The organism is Rhizobium sp. ZX09 (assembly GCF_017357485.1).
In the GTDB taxonomy this organism is placed as follows: Bacteria; Pseudomonadota; Alphaproteobacteria; order Rhizobiales; family Rhizobiaceae; genus Agrobacterium; species Agrobacterium pusense.
Genome location: NZ_CP031364.1, coordinates 1451478 through 1470181 on the forward strand (window position 1 = coordinate 1451478; position 18704 = coordinate 1470181).

Below are 18704 nucleotides of genomic sequence, written 5' to 3' on the forward strand. Positions count from 1 at the left end.
CCTGCCTGTGTATCAGGTGCTGTACAGGCGGTAGCGGCTTCCGGGATAGAGCAGGCGCACCGACGAGATGACGCCAACGTCAGACCATGTCCGGCGTCGCACCAGAAGGCAGGGCTCTGCTTTGGAGATCGCCAAAAGCTTGCATTCCCACGGCTGCGCCGTAACGGCCTCGATATGTTGTTCAGCCCTGATGATCGGTGCCACGGCGGTGAGATAGCCGTTCGGCGTTCTGGTGCTGAAGTCCTGATTGACGTAATCCGGAACGATCCCGTGGTTTACGAAACGATCTTCGATCTGCATCGGGACGGAATCTTCCGCGTGGACGATAATCGAATGAGCAACCGTCGCGCCCACATCGACAGAGAGCGCTTCGGCGAGTTCGGCATCGCATGTCTCCATGCGAAGCAGAACGATCTTTGCCGTGTGAATGCCGCCATTCTGGTTGATCTCGTCGGCAATATTGGGAACACTTTGGAATTGGGACGTTCGCTTTTTACTTGCAACGAACGAGCCTTTGCCTCGGACACGGACCAGAAATCCTTCGTCCGCCAGTTCGCGCAGCGCCCGGTTGGCGGTCATGCGGCTGACACTGAGCATGTCCACGAGTTCATTCTCCGATGGTACACGCTGGCCGATCGACCATTCGCCCGTTTCGACGCGGCTGCGAACGTAGTCCTTGAGTTTGACGTAAAGCGGCGGGGAAATTGCCGCTTCATCCTGCCGATTTTCGACCTGTTTCTTTACCGTGTGCATGGGTTCCAAGTCGCTTGGTCGTCACAGCCCGAAATCTCGGCGTCTGACATAGGGAAATGCATGTATGCGGGTATGGGTGTGCCATACCCGCAAATGATGGTCAGTTCAACTTGTGGGCCGTGAGCCACTCTTCGGCGACGACGTCGAAGCTGTCATGATTGGCCAGTCGACCGTTCATGACGATGAGATCCTTGGTGGTCAAGGCTGCGGATACGGCGTTGAGCGTCGTTGTCACGACATCGCTGACCTTTGGTGTCGCGATAACCGGGACGATGTTCTGTGCCGGGAAGAGGTTCTTCACATCTTCAAGAATGATGAGATCATTGGCGGCAATGGCGGGATCCGTCGAGAAAAGGTTTGCCGCCTGCACCTGATCGTTCACCAGCGCAGACAGCGTCAAGGGACCGCCGACATCGAGCGACTTGAAGGACTTGAACTCCAGGCCGTAAATGTCCTTGAGGCCGATGATGCCTTCTTTACGGGTTTTCCATTCCGGCGGACCGCCGAGCACCAATTCTGAGGCGACCGGTGCCAGATCGGCAATTGTCTTCAGCTTGTATTTCTCGGCGGTTGCGCGTGTCACGGCGACGCCGTCCGAGTCCTGTGCTTCAGATGGCGTCAGCATCGACACGCCCTTTGGCAGAGCGGCCTTGAGCGCAGCCGCCACGTCCCCCGGTGCGTGCGCCGTGGCGTTTTTGTCGAGATAGCTCAGCGTCGCACCCGCATATTCAGGCAGGAGATCGATCGAGCCGTCGAGCAGGGCGGGGATGTAGACCTCACGGCTGCCGATGCTGAGTTTCGTCTCCACCTTGATGCCCTTTGCAGCAAGCGCCTTGGCGTAGATGGTCGCCAGAAGCTGGCTTTCGGGGAAGTCGGCAGAGCCGACGATGATGGTCGAGGTGTCCGTCCGCGCCGCCGGGGCCGCGCCCAGCGGGTCGGTCTGGCCAAACGATGTGGTCGCCGAAAGCGCCATGAAGGCCAATGCGCCAGCGACTTTTAAAATCCTGAATGCCATGCAGCTGCTCCTCTTGTTTTTTACTGGGTGAAAATGCGTCGGTCTTTCGGGCATGTCGCGCCTAATGGCGGCGCGACAGTCCGGGTGAGATCGTCAGCTTCGAGATGATGCCTATAGTCAGGTCGACGGCCAGCGCCAGAGCGCCAACAAGCACGGCGCCCGCTGCCATCTGATAATAGTCGTTTTGCGCCCGCCCATCGATGATCAAGCGGCCCAGTCCGCCGAGTGACACATAAGCGGCGATCGTTGCGGTTGAAATGATTTGCAATGTGGCGCTGCGCAGGCCGGAAAAGATCAGCGGCAGTGCGCATGGCAGTTCCACGTCGAAGAGAATGTCGAGCGGGCGTTTGCCCATGCCGCGCGCCGCATCGACAGCGGCCGGATCAACCGCCGCCACGCCGGCATATGTGCCATTCATGATGGGCGGCACCGCCAGAAGCACCAGAACGACGATGCTGGGGAGAATAAAGGCCATGTCTGACGAAAAGACGGGTCCGAATAGGATTACCAGCAGAACGATCAGGCCAAGGCTCGGAAGTGCACGCAAGGCATTGGCAAGACCGGCGATCAGGAAAACGCCACGGCCGGTGTGTCCGACATAGAGGCCGACCGGCAGGCCGATCAGGCACGCAAAAAAGAGGGCGATGGAACTATACACCAGGTGCTGCACAATAAGCGCGAAGACACCGTCATTGCCGGTCCAGTGTGCCGGGTTTGAAAACCAGTCGATCATCTTTCAGCACCTCCAGCCTGCCACGGTGTGAGACGACGCGCGATGAAAAGCACAATGCCATCCAGAAGGACCGCCAGAACAATACACAGGATAATGCCTGCAATGATGGGTGTCAGAAAGCGCAGTTGCAGTCCCTGTGTGAAAAGCAGGCCGAGCTGGGGTGTCCCCACGAGCGCCGCGACCGAGACGATGCTGACATTCGAAACCACGGCTACGCGCAGGCCCGCTGCAATCACGGGAACGGCGAGGGGAAGTTCGACGAAGAGCAGACGGTGCATGGGGCGATACCCCATGGCATTTGCGGCCTGGACAACATCCGGCGACACCGACTCCAGTCCGTCGCTGACGGTTCGCACCAGAAGAGCCAGCGCATAGATCGTCAGCGCGACGACGACGTTCAGAGGATCGAGGATGCGTGTACCCAATACGAGCGGCAGAAGGACGAAGAGCGCCAGCGAAGGAATGGTGTAAAGCAGCCCGGCTGCGCCGAGCATTGCAGAGCGAAAAAGACCTGCCCGCTGCGCGAGCCATCCGAGGGGCAGCGCCAGGATGAGTCCGATCACAACGGGGATGACGGAAAGCCATACGTGCCAGGCGAACAGTTCGGCGATGCGGCCGGATTCGCGGTATAACCAGTCGAACCTCATGACCTCGTCCCCTGACGGCCGTTGCGCGCGGCCTCAATCGCGGCCACAACATCAGGCAAGGTCACAGTGCCAACGAGTTCGCCGGACGGCCTCACAATAACGCCCCGGCCTGAAGGTGAACTGAGCGCCGCGTCGAGGACGTGGCGCAGGCTGCTCCCCTCCACAGCGAGGGTCCCGCTGAGATTAAGGTCGCCTTCGCGCACGGTATTTCCGGTGCTTTCAACGTCCACCCAGCCGAGCGGACGATTTGCGGCGTCGGTTATCAGGACCCAACGGTCTGTGGCAATCTGACGGAGTGACTCGGGACTGGTGCCGAGGGGCGCCGTCGGCTCCTTGCCAAGAGAAATGCCTTCCTTGAACTCGGCGAAACCGAGGATCCGGTAGCCGCGATCGCGGCCGATGAAGTCTGCGACGAATTCATCCGCCGGCCGCGCAAGCAACTCCTGTGGCGTGGCAATTTGCGCCAGCGTACCGCCGGTGCGCAGCACCGCCACCTGGTCCCCAAGTTTCAGTGCCTCGTCGATATCATGTGTCACCATGATGATGGTTTTGCCGATTTCGCGCTGAAGACGCAGGAATTCATCCTGTAACTGCGCGCGAACGACCGGATCGACCGCACTGAAGGGCTCGTCCATCAACATGAATTTCGGATCCGACGCCAAAGCCCGGGCAACGCCAACACGCTGTTGCTGTCCACCGGATAGCTGCCACGGATACCGATCGGCAAAGGCAGCCGACAGTCCTACGCGCTCCAGCAGATCGTGCGCGGTGCGAAGCGTCTGCTGCTTGGGGGTGCCGTTTAGGCGCGCTGTCGTCGCTATATTCTGCACCACCGTTCGATGGGGAAAGAGACCAGCGTTCTGGATGACATACCCTATCCGACGCCGCAACAGCGCTACGTCCATCTTGTCCGTGGGTTCGCCGTCAAGAAGGATCGACCCGGACGAAGGCGTGATCAACTGGTTGATCATGCGCAGCGATGTGGTCTTGCCGCAGCCTGAGGGGCCAACGAAAATGGTCAATTTTCCTGTCGGCGCGGTGAGCGACAACCTGTCTACAGCCGTTGTCGCGCCACGATAATGCTTGCTGACCTGATCGAACGTTATCACGCACACAATCCTCTGTAGCCGGGGTTTTTGACCACCCTCTATTGCTGCCCTCAAGTTGTCTATACAATCACGAAGTTTTCGATTTCGCAAGCGGGTGTGCCTAAAGATTTCGCGTGTCGCGATTTTGATAATTCTTTGGGCGATTTACGCGGGGTGTGGGGAACGTGACCGTTTGAAATTGAAAGAGAAATCGCCTCGCACTGTCTTTCGCCCAAGTCGGTGGAAAGGGGGCTGCCCCAGTTAGCAATCACGATGTCGAGAAAAAATTCTGCGCGGGCTGAGCGCGGGGCGACGGTTAACGTTGGCTTCGTTTCGGAAACTCAGCGGCAGACATGTGTGTTGCCGGTGAATGATGCCGCTCGCACCGTTCCCGTAGATAAGCCGCTGGAAGCTCGCGCCCGGGTCGTGGCCCGTTGGCTGGAACGGCGCGGCTTTGAAATTGCTCTTCATCTGCATGGTTCCGAAGCCGCTGCCGCATAAGCTCTTCTCTCGCACTCGGGTTTGCGTCCGGCGAGCTCTCTGGCTAGCCTGTACGGCGCTCCCGCCCGGGGGGGGCGAGTGGCGCGAAGTGAACGGTGAAAACTTGGCGTTGCAAGGCACCCCCCACCATCCGTTAGTGTGAAAATGATCCGTGGAAGCGAGGGGTGATGGTCGAATACAATCCGGGCGCGTCTTCGATATCGTTTCAGGTTTGCGTTATTGGGGCGGGGCCGGTCGGGCTCGCGCTTGCCTTTGCCCTCGAAAGACAGGGTGTAAGTGTTCTGCTGGTGGAGGCGGGCCGAAATGGCCATGATGGACGGCTTGCCAGCATTACAAACCACCACCATGCGCCTCTGGCTTCTTCGACGGCAGGAGGGCTCGGAGGAACCACGTCACTGTGGGGCGGGCGTTGTGTGCCGTTCGATGACATTGATTTTCTCGAGCGTGCGCATGTTCCCAATTCCGGGTGGCCGATCGGTCATGGGAGTATAAGCCGCTATTATGCCGATGCCCTGCACTTTCTGAATGTCAGGGCTTCGGCTCTGTCGCCGGGCGTCGGTGCTTCACCGGCAGGAGATGTCCATCTTGACTCTATCGAGTGGTGGAGCAGCCAGCCGGACCTTGGCGTGACATGCCGGGAGCGAATTGAAAAATCCCGTTTGATACATTTTCTTTCGGATACATCCGCAACCACAATCGATGTCGACGCCACGGGGGCGGTTACGGATGTCCGGCTCAGCAACGGGCATGGCGACATGCGTGTTCCGGTAACGACGCTTGTGCTGGCCTGCGGCGGCGTGGGCAATGTCCGCTTGCTTCACGAACTACGCAAAAAACAGCCTGAGCGTGTTTCTCCGACGCTCGGGCATTATTATCAAGGCCATCTTACCGGTTATATTGCGGTGATCGAGCTTGAGAATGACGCCACGGTGGAACAGCTGTCTTTTCAAAGAGCGCCTTCCGGCGGAATTTTCCGTCGAAGGTTCCAGCTTTCAGGCGATGTCCAGCAGCGTCTGGGTCTGCTCAATTCCGTCTTCTGGCTCGACACCATCTCCATATCGAACGCGCTTCACCATTCTGCCGGTCTTTCCGCCCTCTTTCTCGCCCTGCAATTAACCGGACTTTATGGTCTGCTGGCCAAGGGTAAGGCCGCAGGGTCCCGCCTGAGCACAGGCGTTCGTTATCGCGAGCATTTCAGGAATCTGGTCCCTACATTGTCGGCTTTTCGCGATCTGCAGGCCACAGTCGGCCAGCTCCTCCGCCGCCGCGATCGCAATAAACCGCTCGTGAATCCGGCACGGCGCTATCTCCTGCGTTATCACGCAGAGCAAATACCTGATTACGCCAGCACGGTTCTGCCGCCTCCCGCCGGCGTGGAGGATCGGCCCGCCGCTGTTGCGATAGACTATCGGGTCAGCGAGGAAGATCTTGAGTCGATCGAAAAATCCCATGCTTTTCTGGATCAGTGGCTGCGGGAAAATGGGGTTGGGAAGCTCGACTTTCTACACCCCTCTTCAGAGCGGAGGCAGGCTCTTCGTGTTCAGGCCTATGACGGGTTCCATCAGATCGGCTTGACCCGGATGGCCGCAACAGCCGATGCGGGCGTGGTCGACAGTGACTGCAAGGTCCACGGTATTGCCAATCTCTATGTCGCCGGGAGCTGCATGTTCCCGACGGGCGGGCACGCCAATCCCACCTTGCCGGCCGTGGCGCTTGCCATGCGGCTTGCCGACCATCTGGGCCAAAAGCTCAAGGGCCACGAGCCAGCGTTCCACGCCGGTCCGTGAAATACCTCCTCACGAAATGTTAAATCTCGGAACTCCTTTCGAGCCGCGCAGTTCGACTGGTGCGGGCCATGAGGCGCGCGAGTGATAAATCACCAACATGAGGAGACATACCATGGCAAATCAGGGTGGTACGCACGAACAGCACGTGAAAGCAGGCCAGCAGAGCCATAAAGGCAGCGATAAGCGTTCGCAGTCTGCATCGGCCTCCGGCAGCGGTGACAACGGCAAAACCCGCGGCGGCACGCATGAGCAGCATGTGAAGGCCGGCCAGCAGAGCCATAAAAACTCCTAGTGACTACCGATAGCCGAAAGATCCCCGCGCGCGCCGCGGGGATTTCTTTTGTTTATTTTGTGAAGGAAAGCTCCATGACCGGTTACCCGCAGCCCCCTTTTCCAGAACAGCAACAGAAAATCCCAGGCCGTACCAATGAGATGTCACCTGTTCCTGATCACGGTGAAAAGACCTATGTAGGGTCTGGCCGACTGGAGGGAAAAAAGGCGATCATTACCGGTGGCGACAGCGGTATCGGGCGGGCAGTCGCCATCGCTTATGCGCGCGAGGGCGCCGATATATTGATAGCGTATCTCGACGAACACGATGACGCTGAAGAAACGAGGCGTCTGGTGGAGGAAGCCGGACGCAGGGCGGTTCTGGTGGCGGGCGACATCCAGTCATCCTCCCATTGCCGCCAGATTGTCGAGAAGGCCCGTACGGAACTGGGCGGCATCGACATCCTCGTCAACAACGCGGCCCATCAGAACACCTTCACCGAAATAGAAGACATCAGTGACGACGAGTGGGAGATGACTTTTGCCGTCAATATCCACGCAATGTTCTATCTGACGAAGGCAGCCGTTCCACATATGAAGGCCGGGGCGGCAATCATCAACACCGCCTCCGTCAATTCCGACAGTCCCAATCCGACTCTCCTTGCTTATGCGACCACGAAGGGCGCGATCCAGAATTTTACGGCTGGCCTGGCGCAGCTGCTGGCGGGAAAAGGCATCCGGGCGAATGCGGTTGCGCCCGGTCCGATCTGGACACCCCTCATACCCTCCACCATGCCCGCGGAAAAAGTAGCCGAGTTTGGCAAGCAGGTGCCGATGAAGCGCCCGGGCCAGCCGGCCGAATTGGCGACAACCTATGTCATGCTGGCTGATCCTCTTTCGAGCTATGTGTCCGGCGCAACCATAGCCGTGACCGGCGGCAAGCCGATCATCTGAACCCGGTGGGCAAGCCGTGTGGAGGGGCGCGTGCCTGGGTGACGGGTTTGCTGCCTTGGGGCTCGCTTCGGCCGCGGCGATGACCCCGACAGCGTCGTATCGTGGAGCCGAATACGACTCTCTTGGAAAATGAGCATCCCGACGGCAATCGGCGGGGTGCGACAGGAGCGAGGAACGGACAATGACCACAGCAGCCGATATTCTGGTGGAGACATTGATCGAATGGAACGTCGATACCGTCTTCGGTCTTCCGGGCGATGGTATCAATGGCGTGATGGAAGCGCTGCGCAAGCGTCAGGACGCCGTAAGGTTTATCCAGACGCGGCATGAGCAGTCTGCGGCCTTCATGGCGACGGCCTACGCCAAATGGACGGGAAAGCTGGGGGTCTGTCTCGCTACCTCGGGACCCGGCGGCATCAATCTGCTGACAGGCCTCTATGATGCCAAACTCGATCAGGTTCCTGTCCTTGCGATCACCGGGATGCAATATCATGACCTAGTCGAAACCTTTACGCAGCAGGATGTTGACCTGACACGGGTCTTTGAAGATGTCAGCGTCTACAATACTGTTGTCAGCGACGCGGCACATATGGAAAATGTCGCCAGCCTTGCCTGCCGGACCGCTCTCGCCCGCCGCGGTGTGGCGCATCTTTCGGTCGCCATCGACACGCAGGAAAAGCCGGCAGAAGAGGAAGGCCGATCCCGGCGAAACCTGCCGAGGCACGTTCCGAATGAATGGTTCTCTTACCGCCACGAACCCGCTGACAATCTTGTCCGAGAGGCCGCCGGCTTGCTCAACGACGGAAAAAGGGTGGCTATCCTGGCCGGGCGCGGTGCTATCGAAGCGCGCGACCAGCTGAAGCAAAGCGCGGAACTGCTGGGCGCACCGGTGGCGAAGGCGCTTCTCGGCAAGGCGGCCTTGGATGATGACGACCCATACACCACCGGCGGTATCGGTATCCTGGGCACTGCACCATCCCAGGAAATCATGAAAAACTGCGACACGTTGCTGATTGTCGGATCGACTTTTCCCTATATCGAATTTTACCCTGATCCCCGGGCAGTCAAGGCAGTCCAGATAGATCTCGACCCGCAACGCATTGGGCTTCGTCATCCCGTGCAGTGTGGCCTTGTGGGCGATGCGCGCGACATATTGCGCCGCCTGAACGCCATGCTGGACAAAAAAGGCGACCGGTCTTTTCTTGAAGCCGCACAGGACCAGATGCGCGGGTGGCGTGATCAGATGGCGCTTCTCACCTCGGACCGCTCGCACCCATTGAAGCCGCAGCCGGTGGCTCATGCCTTCGGGCGACGCATGGGTTCGGACGCAATGCTCGTGACCGACTCAGGCCAGAATACCGAGTTGGCGGCGCGCCACATCGATCTTAGGACCACAAACGCCTTTTCCGTTTCGGGTGCACTCGCCTCGATGGCCTCCGGTTTGCCATATGCCATTGCCGCAGGACTGGCGTGTCCCGGCCGACATGTGCATGCGGTTGTGGGCGACGGCGGCCTTGCAATGCAACTGGGCGAATTTTCCACCGCCGTGCGGCATCGCCTGCCGCTCAGGATCCTGATCATATGCAATGGAATGTTGAACCAGATCGCCTGGGAGCAGATGATGTTCCTCGGCCACCCGCAATTCGCCTGCGAACTCGCGCCGATCGACTTTGCCGCGGCGGCAGATGCAATGGGGGGAAGAGGTTTCACGATCTCCACATTTGATGAGATCGAGCGGGTTCTTGACGAGGCGTTCGCAGTGGAGGGACCGGTCATTATCCAGGCCAATGTCGATAGATACGAACCGATGATGCCACCGAAAATGCCGAAGGATTACGCAGCAAACTTCAAGAAGGCTCTACCGGAAACCTCTGGCCATCAGCGGATAGAAGAAAACATCGCGCGCGAACCGCTGCTGACGATGATGCGGGGCGGAGAGAACGCTGAAACCGACGGGGACTGATCGGTGCCGGTTGGGAAGGCAGGTGACCGCCCTTGGCTGATTGTTCAGCTACGCAGGCCTCCTGAACGGTTCCCCCGGCATTCATGTTGCACGCACCGGATGTCATGACGTCATGGACGTCATCAGCGCCTCTGGTTGGCGAACACACGATCGGTTTACGGTTCAATGCTGTGCATGCTGTTCATTGCGCTTGCGGGTGGCCGCAGCCTTCTTGGCGGAGGCGGACCGTTCGGCCTTGGGTCTCGCAGCCGCGGCCTCGCCGCCCTTGCGGCCACCCTTTTTCGATGGCGCGTGGTTTTCCGCGTGTCCGCGGCCGGCGCCGGATTTCTTGCCACCGCCGCTCTCCTTGTTCACCGTAGCCCAGGCCCTGCGTTCGGCCTCCTTTTCGGGTACGCCACGATCCTCATATCCTTCTTCGATATGTTCGGCCTTGCGCTTCTGCTTGTCCGTGTAGGACGATTTGTCGCCGCGGGGCATCGCGTTTCTCCTGTTTTTGAAACGCTCCTAACTTGCCTCGCCAGGTGATGTTCCCGCCGGCTGAGGTTCGCGCTTTTCTCTCAGGGGTATCAATTGCCGCCCCTGGGACGCGCATGAAGTCAAAAAACGCCTGTCAGGGAACAATTGCCGCAGTGCCCGGTTCGAGAGCGGCCCGTCCGATGGGCTGTGTGGCCAAGCGCTCCGAAACTGCCCCTGGCTTGGTCACCGTGGACGACCTCCCCAACTGGCCTCCTCCAAGATGCTTTTGGGGAGGTCTCTTTTTGAGATATCGCAGTTTCAACCTGTGTTGCCTGCCAGCCCGGGATTCGACCTCGCACACGACCATGTCCTATTTGCCCGCCGCCTTGATGATTTCGGGAGAGGCGCCGTATTTCTGCTTCGTGTGACGGTGGTAGGCAAGGAATTCGCTGGCGGGAAGCGCTTTCGCAAACAGCCATCCTTGACCGAAATCCACACCCTGACCTTCCAGATAGTCCCGCTGGTCTTCCGCCTCGATACCTTCTGCCACGGTGAACAGGCCAAGCGCTTTCGCCATGCCGATGATGTGTGATGTGACCGAACTCGTTGCGGTATCTTTGCCCACCGTGTCGACAAAGGATTTGTCTATCTTCAACGCGTCCAGGGGAAGGCCCTGCAAATATTGAAGGCTGGAGTAGCCGGTTCCGAAATCGTCGATCGCCACCGAATGGCCGCGCTGGCGCGCCTCGGCAAGGGTGACCTTTGCCGCGTTGATGTCGATGAAGCCACGCTCGGTGGCCTCAAGCCAGATCTGCTCGGGCCGGATGTCTGTATGCTGAAGCTTGCTGGCGATGACCGCGAGAACACGCCCAGACTTGATGTCGTCCGCGCAGAGATTAATGGCGATGTGCAGGGTTCGGTCCTCGACAAGCACCTTGCGAAGATCGGCGATGACGGCGTCGATGACCTGATCGGTGATCGGCATGATCAGGCCGCTTTCTTCCGCCAGGGGGATAAACAGGTCGGGGCGGACAAGCGTACCGTCCGGCCGCCTCCATCGCACCAGCGCTTCCGCCCCAACGCAGATGCCCGTCTTCAATTCCACGATGGGCTGGTAATGAACGATGAATTCCCGTTTGCGAACGGCTATCTCGAGCTCCGCGAGTGGCGACAGGCGCCTCTTCGACAACCATGCCACGATGCCGACCACAAAGGCCGCGACAATTGCCCCGGCGGGAAGAAACAAGATCCGTTCACGCCGCACCTGCTCTGCGACGTTGGAACGTGGCTCCATCGCAATCGCCACCAGATCGTCATGGCGGCTGACAGCATAGATGGTGTCTTCCGTCATGCCCTTTTCGGGCTTGCCGAGCGGTGCCGGCACCAGGGCGCGGTCAGGTGCATTCAGTTCATTTATCAAAATGCCCCGGTCGTTCGTAAGAGCGAGGGACATGCTGTCGTCCATGAGGATGTCGACAAAACGCGAGGGTTTGACAAGTGCGCCGTGCGCGCCGTGGTGAAGGGCGATCATCCGTGTGCCGCGACTGGCGCTTGGCTCCACGCGAATAGCCACCTCTAATCCCCGACCGGTCGTAAAATCGATCGGCGATTGGCGTATCGTTTCCTGGGTGGCTCCCCAGGAGGTGCATTTCAGGACGCCGTTTTCGAAATATCCGATTTCTTCCACTGAGGGTGCATTTATCGTCAGTCTGCGCATCAGTTCTATGTGGTCGTTGGAACAGGAAGGCAAGCGGGCAGCTTCCAACTCATCGAGCGCATTCTCTGCGTCCCTGAACGTGTCCGACGCCCGTTGAATAGCCTGATCGGCAAGCGTCTTCAAAATGTCCTGATCCTTCCTGACCGCGATGATCCATGATGCGTAGGCCATGGTGGCGATCGGTATCATCGCGCCGAGAAGCCCCAGAATTATTCCAGTCGTGATGACGCGGTTTCGTCTTGTTTCCATCACCGGTCCCTCGGCATGTGCAATGCTGGCCCCATAGCCATCAACCCCATGAGATATTTCTGCCGCAGATGGTCGCCTGCCGATGTGCACCCGGAAGGGGCGTCCGAAGGTTTGACCAAATGGCTGCCCTGATCGCTGGATACACGTTTTCGTTGAGCGGGTCTTGATCCGATCTGATCCCTCGACGCAATTCCAAGCTCTGTCGGAATTATCTCAACGATCCGGTCTGCCGTTACGCCGGATTCTTACGGGTGGTTTCTCGGGCTTTGTTAAGGGTCGCTGTTCATCTGAGGTTCATGTGCAGGAGGCGAATTTGTCTCCGGTCGCTCCGCCCAGCGGCACGATAGAGGCTCGTTGTTTTAAAAGAACAACGGGCCTCTTTTGGTTCTGGGGCAAAACTGTATTGCGTTCATCCAAAAGCCGCGCGAATGCGGTGGCCTTGGGTGGAATGTTTCAAGGGGTCAACCCTGGAAGAACGGCACGGATGTGATCACCCAAAGCCCTGGCCGCCGGGGAGCTCTGCGGGCCGGAGCATTCGATTGCTATGCCGATTGTCGGCAGCGGAGGCAGCCAGCTTTTAACGACGTGCAGATCCGGTGGAACAGCGGTTCTCGTGAGCACGCTGATGGCATGGCCGGATCGCGCAATTGCGATGAGGCCCGCTAGGCTGTTGCTGGCAAAGGCGATCCTGTAGCGGCGATTGGCTGTTTCCATGGCGTTGCACGCCGCGCGATGATCCAGCGTCGCCGGTGCCGAAAGAGCGAGCGGCAGCACATCCTTGGCAAGAAGTTCCGTGTCCGGCCTGTCCGCCACCCAGACGAAGCTTTCCCTTCGAAGAACCTCGGAGTGATCCGGTTCCGAGCGCGAAACCAGCGCCATGTCGATCTGACGGCGCTGAAGGAGAGGGCGCAGCTCTATCGTCGGCGCGCAGACCATACGCAAATCCACTTCCGGATAGGTGGCGCAGAAGCCCCTGAGCAATTCGGGAAGAAAGGCGATGGAATAATCTTCGGGACATCCGAGGCTAACCGTGCCTTGGACCGTGGCGCCGTTCATGTCGGCGAGGATTTCGTCATGACGGGCAAGCAGGGTGCTGGCATGGGCCAGCAGTTTTTCGCCCGCCGCCGTCACCCGTACGCCCGCACCGGTTCGTTGCAGTAACGGTTGCCCCACCTGTTCTTCCAGCCGCTGCATCTGTGTGCTGAGCGCCGATTGCGTGCGCCCCACCTGCGTCGCTGCGGTGCTGATGGAGCCTGCGCGGGCAACGGTGACAAAGTTCTTCAGAAGTGTGAGATCAAGCATGGCGATATCAAAATTATCTATATCCGCTTGAAATACTATCAATTGGACTGCCGCTGCAAGAGCCTGTTATCGTCCGGCAAAATCAGACACAGGGAACCGCGGCATGGACGATCTTTCGAAGAACTTCACATCGTTGAATGAGGAGCCGGCCTTCTGGGCGGCGGCCAACAGACATCTCACCCGTTATGGGCCTGCCTTCGAGGAGATCATTGTTGAGCGGGCCGAGGGGAGTTTCGTTTATGATGCGGATGACCGTGCCATCCTCGATTTTACCTCCGGCCAGATGAGCGCCCTGCTCGGGCACACCCATCCCGACATCGTCGCCACCGTCAACCGGCAGATGGCGTCGGTTGCGCATCTGTTTTCCGGGATGTTGTCCCGTCCCGTGGTCGAGCTCGCGGCGAGGCTGGCAGCCCTCGCGCCCGGTCTCGACCGGGTACAATTGCTGACCACGGGCGCCGAATCCAACGAGGCGGCCATCCGTATGGCGAAGCTCGTCACCGGTGGCCACGAGATCGTCGCTTTCGCCCAGAGCTGGCACGGCATGACCGGCGCAGCGGCTTCCGCGACCTATAGCGCCGGCCGCAGGGGCTATGGCCCTGCAACGGCTGGCTCGCTCGTCATCCCCGCACCGAACGCCTATCGTCCGCGATTCAGGAATCCTGATGGATCGAATGACTGGAAGGCGGAGCTTGATGACGCCTTCGAACTGATAGACCGCCAGTCCACCGGCAACCTTGCCGCCTTCATTGCCGAACCAATTCTGTCGAGCGGTGGCATCCTCGAATTGCCCGTCGGCTATCTTGCTGCGCTCAAGAAGAAGTGCGTCGAGCGCGGCATGCTGCTCATCCTCGATGAGGCCCAGACCGGGGTCGGAAGGACCGGGCACATGTTCGCCTTTCAGCGGGATGGCGTTACACCCGACATCATGACGCTGTCAAAAACGCTGGGGGCCGGCCTCCCGCTCGCCGCGGTAATGACCAGCGAGGAGGTGGAGCAGAAAGCCTTTGAGAGAGGTTTTCTCTTCTATACGACCCACGTGTCGGATCCGTTGCCTGCGGCTGTCGGCGTTACGGTTCTCGACGTGGTGGCCCGCGATGGCCTTGTCGAGCAGGCAATCGCCCGTGGCAACCGCCTGAAGGAAGGCCTTCTGTCACTTCAACAGCGGTTCGAATGTGTCGGCGACGTGCGCGGCCGCGGGCTTCTGCTGGGGCTTGAGGTCGTGGCCGACAGGCATACGAAAGCGCCCGGTTTCGAGCTCGGCGCCCGCATCATGCAGGAGGCGATGCTGCGAGGGCTCAGCATGAACATCGTCAAACTGCCCGGCATGGGCGGGGTTTTCCGCATTGCGCCGGCGCTCACCGTATCCGATGTCGAGATCGACCTCGGGCTGGAAATACTGGCGGACTCAATCGAATCCGCCCAGGCGACGCGGTAGCATGTCGATGCCGGGCTTGTTTCCTGAAAATCAGGCGAGAAGCGCCGGCGTCTTCCGAAGTGCTTCCGCCCAGACCGCGTAACCTGCGGTGTTAAGGTGAACCAGGTCGGGAAGATAATAACGGAACATCGGCAGGCCGTTTTCCCCCATAAGGCCGGCATTCGGGTCCAGCCAGACGGCGTCGTTGGAGTTTTCGCACCAGTCCTGCGCCATGCGGTTGAAAAGGTCGAATTCGCCACGATAAATCCAGCGCGCGGGGCTGTGCTTGATGGCCAGAACAAAAACCTGCGTCTGCGGCAGCGCCTGCAGGATGCAATGCCTGAGCGCCTGCAGATGTTGCAGCGCCGTGGCCGCCTTTAAGCCATCGCTGGCTATGTCGTTCTCGCCGAAATAGAGCGCCACTCTCCGGGGTCTCAGCGGCAGCAGGAGTTTTTCCATGTAGTGAACGGCCGAGAGGCAGGTGCCGCCGCCAAAGCCGAGATTGACGATGTCGAGCGTGCCCAGATCTTCGGCGATGGAGTTCCATATCCGGAAAGATGAGGAGCCATAAAAGGCAATCGGGTCCTCCGGCAGCCCGAGTCGCTGAAGGCGCGTCAGGATGGTGAGGATATCGTTTTCGTAACGGCTGGTGCCGATGCTGGCCGGGTAATCGTACATGTTGGTCCCTGGTATTGTGAAGGCCGGACACCAGGTGTCCAGCCGGCGTTTCCATTCAGGAAAGCGTCTTCTGCAGAACCGCCAGGGCTCCCTTCGTTAACGCGTCGTCATCGCCCATCGATGTTCTGAGGCCAAATACGCCTGCGGCAATCAGATAGAGATCGTTGAGCCCATCATTGCCCACAATCGCCGCATCGTCTCCCTCTGCGTACCATCCCGCATCGCGGGCCTGCCGAAATTCCTGTCCGATGACCAGCCCACGGACATAAGACCGCAGCTGCTGTGCCGACAGTTTGCCGGCGAGCCCGCCGGTGCGTGCGGAAAACAGCAGCGACAGCATGGCTGCGGATTTTTTGGCCTCTTTCAAACCCCACAGGTATGCCTCCGGATCGTCGACCGGCGGCTGTGCGGAACCGCGCGCGATGAAGGAGTGATTGATGAGGAGGTTGAAGATTTCACCGGTCACGAATGTCTGGAAACCGTCGATCCGCCCTGCCTTCACCCGTGCCCATTTGCTGTGTGTTCCGGGGATGATGAGGGTGACGTCTTCCGTAAGGCCGTGGCCGACGATCTGGGTTTCCTCGCCGCGCATGACATCCGGAAACGGCTGGCGGCCGGGGTCGTTCAGGCCTGGCAGGAATACAAGGTCGGACCCATTGGGCAACGTCCTGCGCACCGTGCCGGCGGCAAGTTCCGCCGGTCCCGCCGGGCAGGGCACATAGGCCACCTCGACCCAGCCGTTGCGGCTGGTGATCATGCCGAGCGCGGCCACGGGCAGAGCGCCGTGTTTTGAAAACCAGGGGGCGAGTGCGCTCATGAGGGCAGGCTCATGTTGCCCTTCGGCAAGGCTCGAAATGCCGTCGGCGGCTTCCAGATGTTCAAGTTCCGCCCCGTCGTTACCGACAAGCGCCGCTCGCAATGATGTCGTTCCCCAATCGACGATGATCGATGTCGCCCGTGCTGCCATTTCCCTGAACCTCCTCGTTCATTTCATCTGGGGGCTTGTCATACGGCTCAAGTCTATGTAGTGTCAATTAGTGAATTCAAGGTATCAATATATGATACTTAATTGGGAGGAGTAAGATGGTGGCTGGCCTGAAGGGAATTTTGCCCGTTTTGCCAACGCCTTTTCTGGCGGATGGCGGTATTGACGAAGCGGGTATGGAGCGACTGGTGATCTTCGCGCTCGAAAAAGGCGTGGATGGTGTGGTGTTCCCGGGTTTTGCCAGTGAGGTTGAGACTTTGGATGCTGCAGAGCGTGCGTCGCTGCTGAAGATCGTTGTTGATGCTGTTGCTGGCCGGGTGCCGGTCGTGGCGGGCGCGAGCGCGGCAGACTGGAGAGACGTGGTTGAACATGGCCGCGCCGCATCTGATCTCGGTATTCGCCACCTGATGGTTCAGCCGCCAAAATCGGTCGGGACGGATGCGCCGGCGCTGATCGAGTTTCTGGGTAAGGTTGTCGAGGCGCTGCCCGGGGTTGAAATCATCCTGCAGAACGCGCCTGCGCCGCGCGGGTCTGATCTGTCGCCGGAGGCGATTGTCGAGATCGTCCGGTCTCTGCCGCAGGTCACCTACGTCAAGGAAGAAACGCTGCCGGCCGGTCCCGCCATCAGCCATATCATTGCCCATGCGCCCTCAACATTGAAGGGTATCATCGGCGGCGGCGGCGCCCGTTACATTCTGGATGAATATGCGCGTGGCGCGACCGCTGCCATGCCGGCGCTGGAAATCGTCGAGGAACACGTGGCAATAGATCGCGCTCTCCGCGCAGGCCGTCAGGATGAGGCCCGGAAAATCTATGTCCGCACTCTTCCGCTTCTGGTTCTGCAGGCGGTTTATCGCATGCGGCTGACCAAGTACGTGCTGGCCCGCCGTGGGGTGATCGAGGGTCTCGGTGTCCGCGCGCCCACCCCGGAACTCGACAAGGCGGCGATTGCCGATATCGACGCCAACCTCGTCGAGCTCGGCCTTGTCGCCCCGGAGGCCGCATGAACAGCCCCGTTGCAACAATCGAAGTCTTCACGCTGACCCAGCCACGCAAGGTTCCCTATCTCGGAGCGCTGCGGGAAGGTGAAGTGGTCAACCCCAATGGATACATCGTCAGAAAGGGCAACCGCACGGTCTATCCAACCTTCGACCGCAGCGTGCTTCTGCGAATGACGACGGAAGCCGGCACCGTCGGCTGGGGTGAGACCTATGGCATCGTTGCGCCCGGTGCGGTGGCGGCTCTCATCAACGACCTGCTGGCCGGTTTCGTGATCGGCCGCGATGCATCCGATCCATCGGCGATCTACGACGATCTTTACGATATGATGCGCGTGCGCGGTTATACCGGTGGCTTTTACGTGGATGCGCTTGCTGCAATCGATATCGCCCTCTGGGATATTGCCGGACAGGAAGCCGGAAAATCCATTCGAGACCTGCTGGGTGGCGGCGTGGACAATTTTTCGGCCTATGTTTCTGGCCTGCCGGAGAAGACGCTGAAGGCGCGCGGAGAGCTGGCGAAATACTGGCAGGATCGTGGCTTCGATGCCTTTAAATTCGCCACGCCCGTTGCCGATGATGGGCCGGCGGCGGAACTTGCCAATCTCCGGCAGGTGCTCGGCCCGCAGGCGAAGATCGCCGCCGATATGCACTGGAACCAGACACCGGAGCGGGCGCTGGAGCTCATCGCAGAAATGCAGCCATTCGATCCATGGTTCGCCGAGGCGCCCGTCTGGACGGAGGACATTGCCGGGCTGGAAAAGGTTTCGAAAAATACCGACGTGCCGATCGCGGTGGGCGAGGAGTGGCGCACCCATTGGGATATGCGCGCCCGCATCGAACGCTGCCGTATTGCGATCGTGCAGCCGGAAATGGGCCATAAGGGTATCACCAATTTCATCCGTATCGGCGCTCTCGCAGCCGAACACGGCATCGACGTTATACCGCACGCTACCATTGGCGCCGGCATATTCCTTGCCGCCAGCCTGCAGGCATCGTCGACGTTGCCGACGCTGAAGGGGCACGAATTCCAGCATTCGATCTTCGAGCCGAACCGCCGCCTGCTGGAGGGCGACATGGATTGCCGCGAAGGCAGGTATCACCTGCCGTCGGGTCCGGGACTGGGCGTAAGACCGTCGGAGGCGGCGCTCGCCCTTATTGAACGTATCTGATTTGGTTCTTTGGAGGAGG

At 59.7% G+C, this 18704-nt stretch carries 17 protein-coding genes and 1 pseudogene; 8 read left to right on the plus strand and 10 right to left on the minus strand.

Annotated elements, in window-relative coordinates; translation table 11 throughout:
• Positions 1 to 12: 12 nt before the first annotated feature.
• The 5 genes from hutC to BTN45_RS21420 form a co-directional block, all read right to left on the minus strand.
• Positions 13 to 753: a histidine utilization repressor gene (gene hutC / locus BTN45_RS21400; RefSeq protein WP_207590903.1), complete on the minus strand. Its 741-nt coding sequence runs from the start codon at positions 751 to 753 to the stop codon at positions 13 to 15.
• 100 nt (positions 754 to 853) lie between these two features.
• A complete protein-coding gene (locus tag BTN45_RS21405; RefSeq protein WP_207590905.1) occupies positions 854 to 1768 on the minus strand; it encodes an ABC transporter substrate-binding protein in 915 nt (304 codons plus the stop codon).
• 61 nt (positions 1769 to 1829) lie between these two features.
• On the minus strand, positions 1830 to 2501 hold the full coding sequence (locus tag BTN45_RS21410) for an ABC transporter permease subunit (protein ID WP_034498423.1): 672 nt from the start codon (positions 2499 to 2501) through the stop codon (positions 1830 to 1832).
• Positions 2498 to 3148, minus strand: a complete 651-nt coding sequence (locus BTN45_RS21415; protein ID WP_006698697.1) for an ABC transporter permease — start codon at positions 3146 to 3148, stop codon at positions 2498 to 2500. Before BTN45_RS21415 ends, BTN45_RS21410 begins: the two co-directional genes overlap by 4 nt.
• Positions 3145 to 4257, minus strand: coding sequence for an ATP-binding cassette domain-containing protein (locus BTN45_RS21420; protein WP_207590914.1), 1113 nt, complete (start codon positions 4255 to 4257; stop codon positions 3145 to 3147). The genes BTN45_RS21415 and BTN45_RS21420 overlap by 4 nt, the downstream gene beginning before the upstream one ends.
• A gap of 357 nt (positions 4258 to 4614) precedes the next feature.
• Here BTN45_RS21420 and BTN45_RS26705 point away from each other — a divergent pair.
• The 5 genes and pseudogenes from BTN45_RS26705 to BTN45_RS21440 form a co-directional block, all read left to right on the plus strand.
• A pseudogene (locus BTN45_RS26705) lies at positions 4615 to 4737 on the plus strand (thiosulfate sulfurtransferase); the annotation flags it as partial.
• A 167-nt stretch (positions 4738 to 4904) separates the two neighbouring features.
• Positions 4905 to 6524 carry a GMC oxidoreductase gene (locus tag BTN45_RS21425; RefSeq protein WP_246751748.1) on the plus strand — a complete coding sequence of 540 codons (1620 nt, stop codon included), beginning with the start codon at positions 4905 to 4907 and terminating at the stop codon, positions 6522 to 6524.
• 112 nt (positions 6525 to 6636) lie between these two features.
• Positions 6637 to 6816, plus strand: a complete 180-nt coding sequence (locus BTN45_RS21430) for a hypothetical protein (protein ID WP_006698694.1) — start codon at positions 6637 to 6639, stop codon at positions 6814 to 6816.
• 74 nt (positions 6817 to 6890) lie between these two features.
• Positions 6891 to 7748, plus strand: coding sequence for an SDR family oxidoreductase (locus tag BTN45_RS21435; RefSeq protein ID WP_207590918.1), 858 nt, complete (start codon positions 6891 to 6893; stop codon positions 7746 to 7748).
• 181 nt (positions 7749 to 7929) lie between these two features.
• The gene (locus BTN45_RS21440) at positions 7930 to 9711 is read left to right on the plus strand and encodes a thiamine pyrophosphate-binding protein (RefSeq protein ID WP_207590920.1); all 1782 of its coding nucleotides are present in this window, start codon (positions 7930 to 7932) and stop codon (positions 9709 to 9711) included.
• A gap of 162 nt (positions 9712 to 9873) precedes the next feature.
• Here BTN45_RS21440 and BTN45_RS21445 read toward each other — a convergent pair whose 3' ends face one another.
• The 3 genes from BTN45_RS21445 to BTN45_RS21455 all read right to left on the minus strand — a co-directional run bounded on the left by BTN45_RS21445 (position 9874) and on the right by BTN45_RS21455 (position 13435).
• On the minus strand, positions 9874 to 10188 hold the full coding sequence (locus tag BTN45_RS21445; protein ID WP_006698691.1) for a hypothetical protein: 315 nt from the start codon (positions 10186 to 10188) through the stop codon (positions 9874 to 9876).
• 349 nt (positions 10189 to 10537) lie between these two features.
• Positions 10538 to 12133 carry an EAL domain-containing protein gene (locus BTN45_RS21450; RefSeq protein WP_207590921.1) on the minus strand — a complete coding sequence of 532 codons (1596 nt, stop codon included), beginning with the start codon at positions 12131 to 12133 and terminating at the stop codon, positions 10538 to 10540.
• Positions 12134 to 12586: 453 nt separating this feature from the next.
• On the minus strand, positions 12587 to 13435 hold the full coding sequence (locus tag BTN45_RS21455) for a LysR family transcriptional regulator (RefSeq protein WP_004438158.1): 849 nt from the start codon (positions 13433 to 13435) through the stop codon (positions 12587 to 12589).
• 103 nt (positions 13436 to 13538) lie between these two features.
• Between BTN45_RS21455 and BTN45_RS21460 the strand changes: the two genes are divergently transcribed.
• Positions 13539 to 14873: an aspartate aminotransferase family protein gene (locus BTN45_RS21460; protein WP_207590922.1), complete on the plus strand. Its 1335-nt coding sequence runs from the start codon at positions 13539 to 13541 to the stop codon at positions 14871 to 14873.
• Between the two features lie 30 nt (positions 14874 to 14903).
• On the opposite strand, the gene BTN45_RS21465 is transcribed toward BTN45_RS21460, so the two are convergent.
• On the minus strand, positions 14904 to 15530 hold the full coding sequence (locus BTN45_RS21465) for a GDSL-type esterase/lipase family protein (RefSeq protein WP_207590923.1): 627 nt from the start codon (positions 15528 to 15530) through the stop codon (positions 14904 to 14906).
• 55 nt (positions 15531 to 15585) lie between these two features.
• Positions 15586 to 16497, minus strand: a complete 912-nt coding sequence (locus BTN45_RS21470; RefSeq protein WP_207590930.1) for a 2-dehydro-3-deoxygalactonokinase — start codon at positions 16495 to 16497, stop codon at positions 15586 to 15588.
• 116 nt (positions 16498 to 16613) lie between these two features.
• On the opposite strand from BTN45_RS21470, the gene BTN45_RS21475 reads away from it, so the two are divergent.
• A complete protein-coding gene (locus BTN45_RS21475; RefSeq protein WP_207590932.1) occupies positions 16614 to 17522 on the plus strand; it encodes a dihydrodipicolinate synthase family protein in 909 nt (302 codons plus the stop codon).
• Positions 17519 to 18685 carry a mandelate racemase/muconate lactonizing enzyme family protein gene (locus tag BTN45_RS21480; RefSeq protein WP_004438168.1) on the plus strand — a complete coding sequence of 389 codons (1167 nt, stop codon included), beginning with the start codon at positions 17519 to 17521 and terminating at the stop codon, positions 18683 to 18685. The genes BTN45_RS21475 and BTN45_RS21480 overlap by 4 nt, the downstream gene beginning before the upstream one ends.
• Positions 18686 to 18704: the final 19 nt, after the last annotated feature.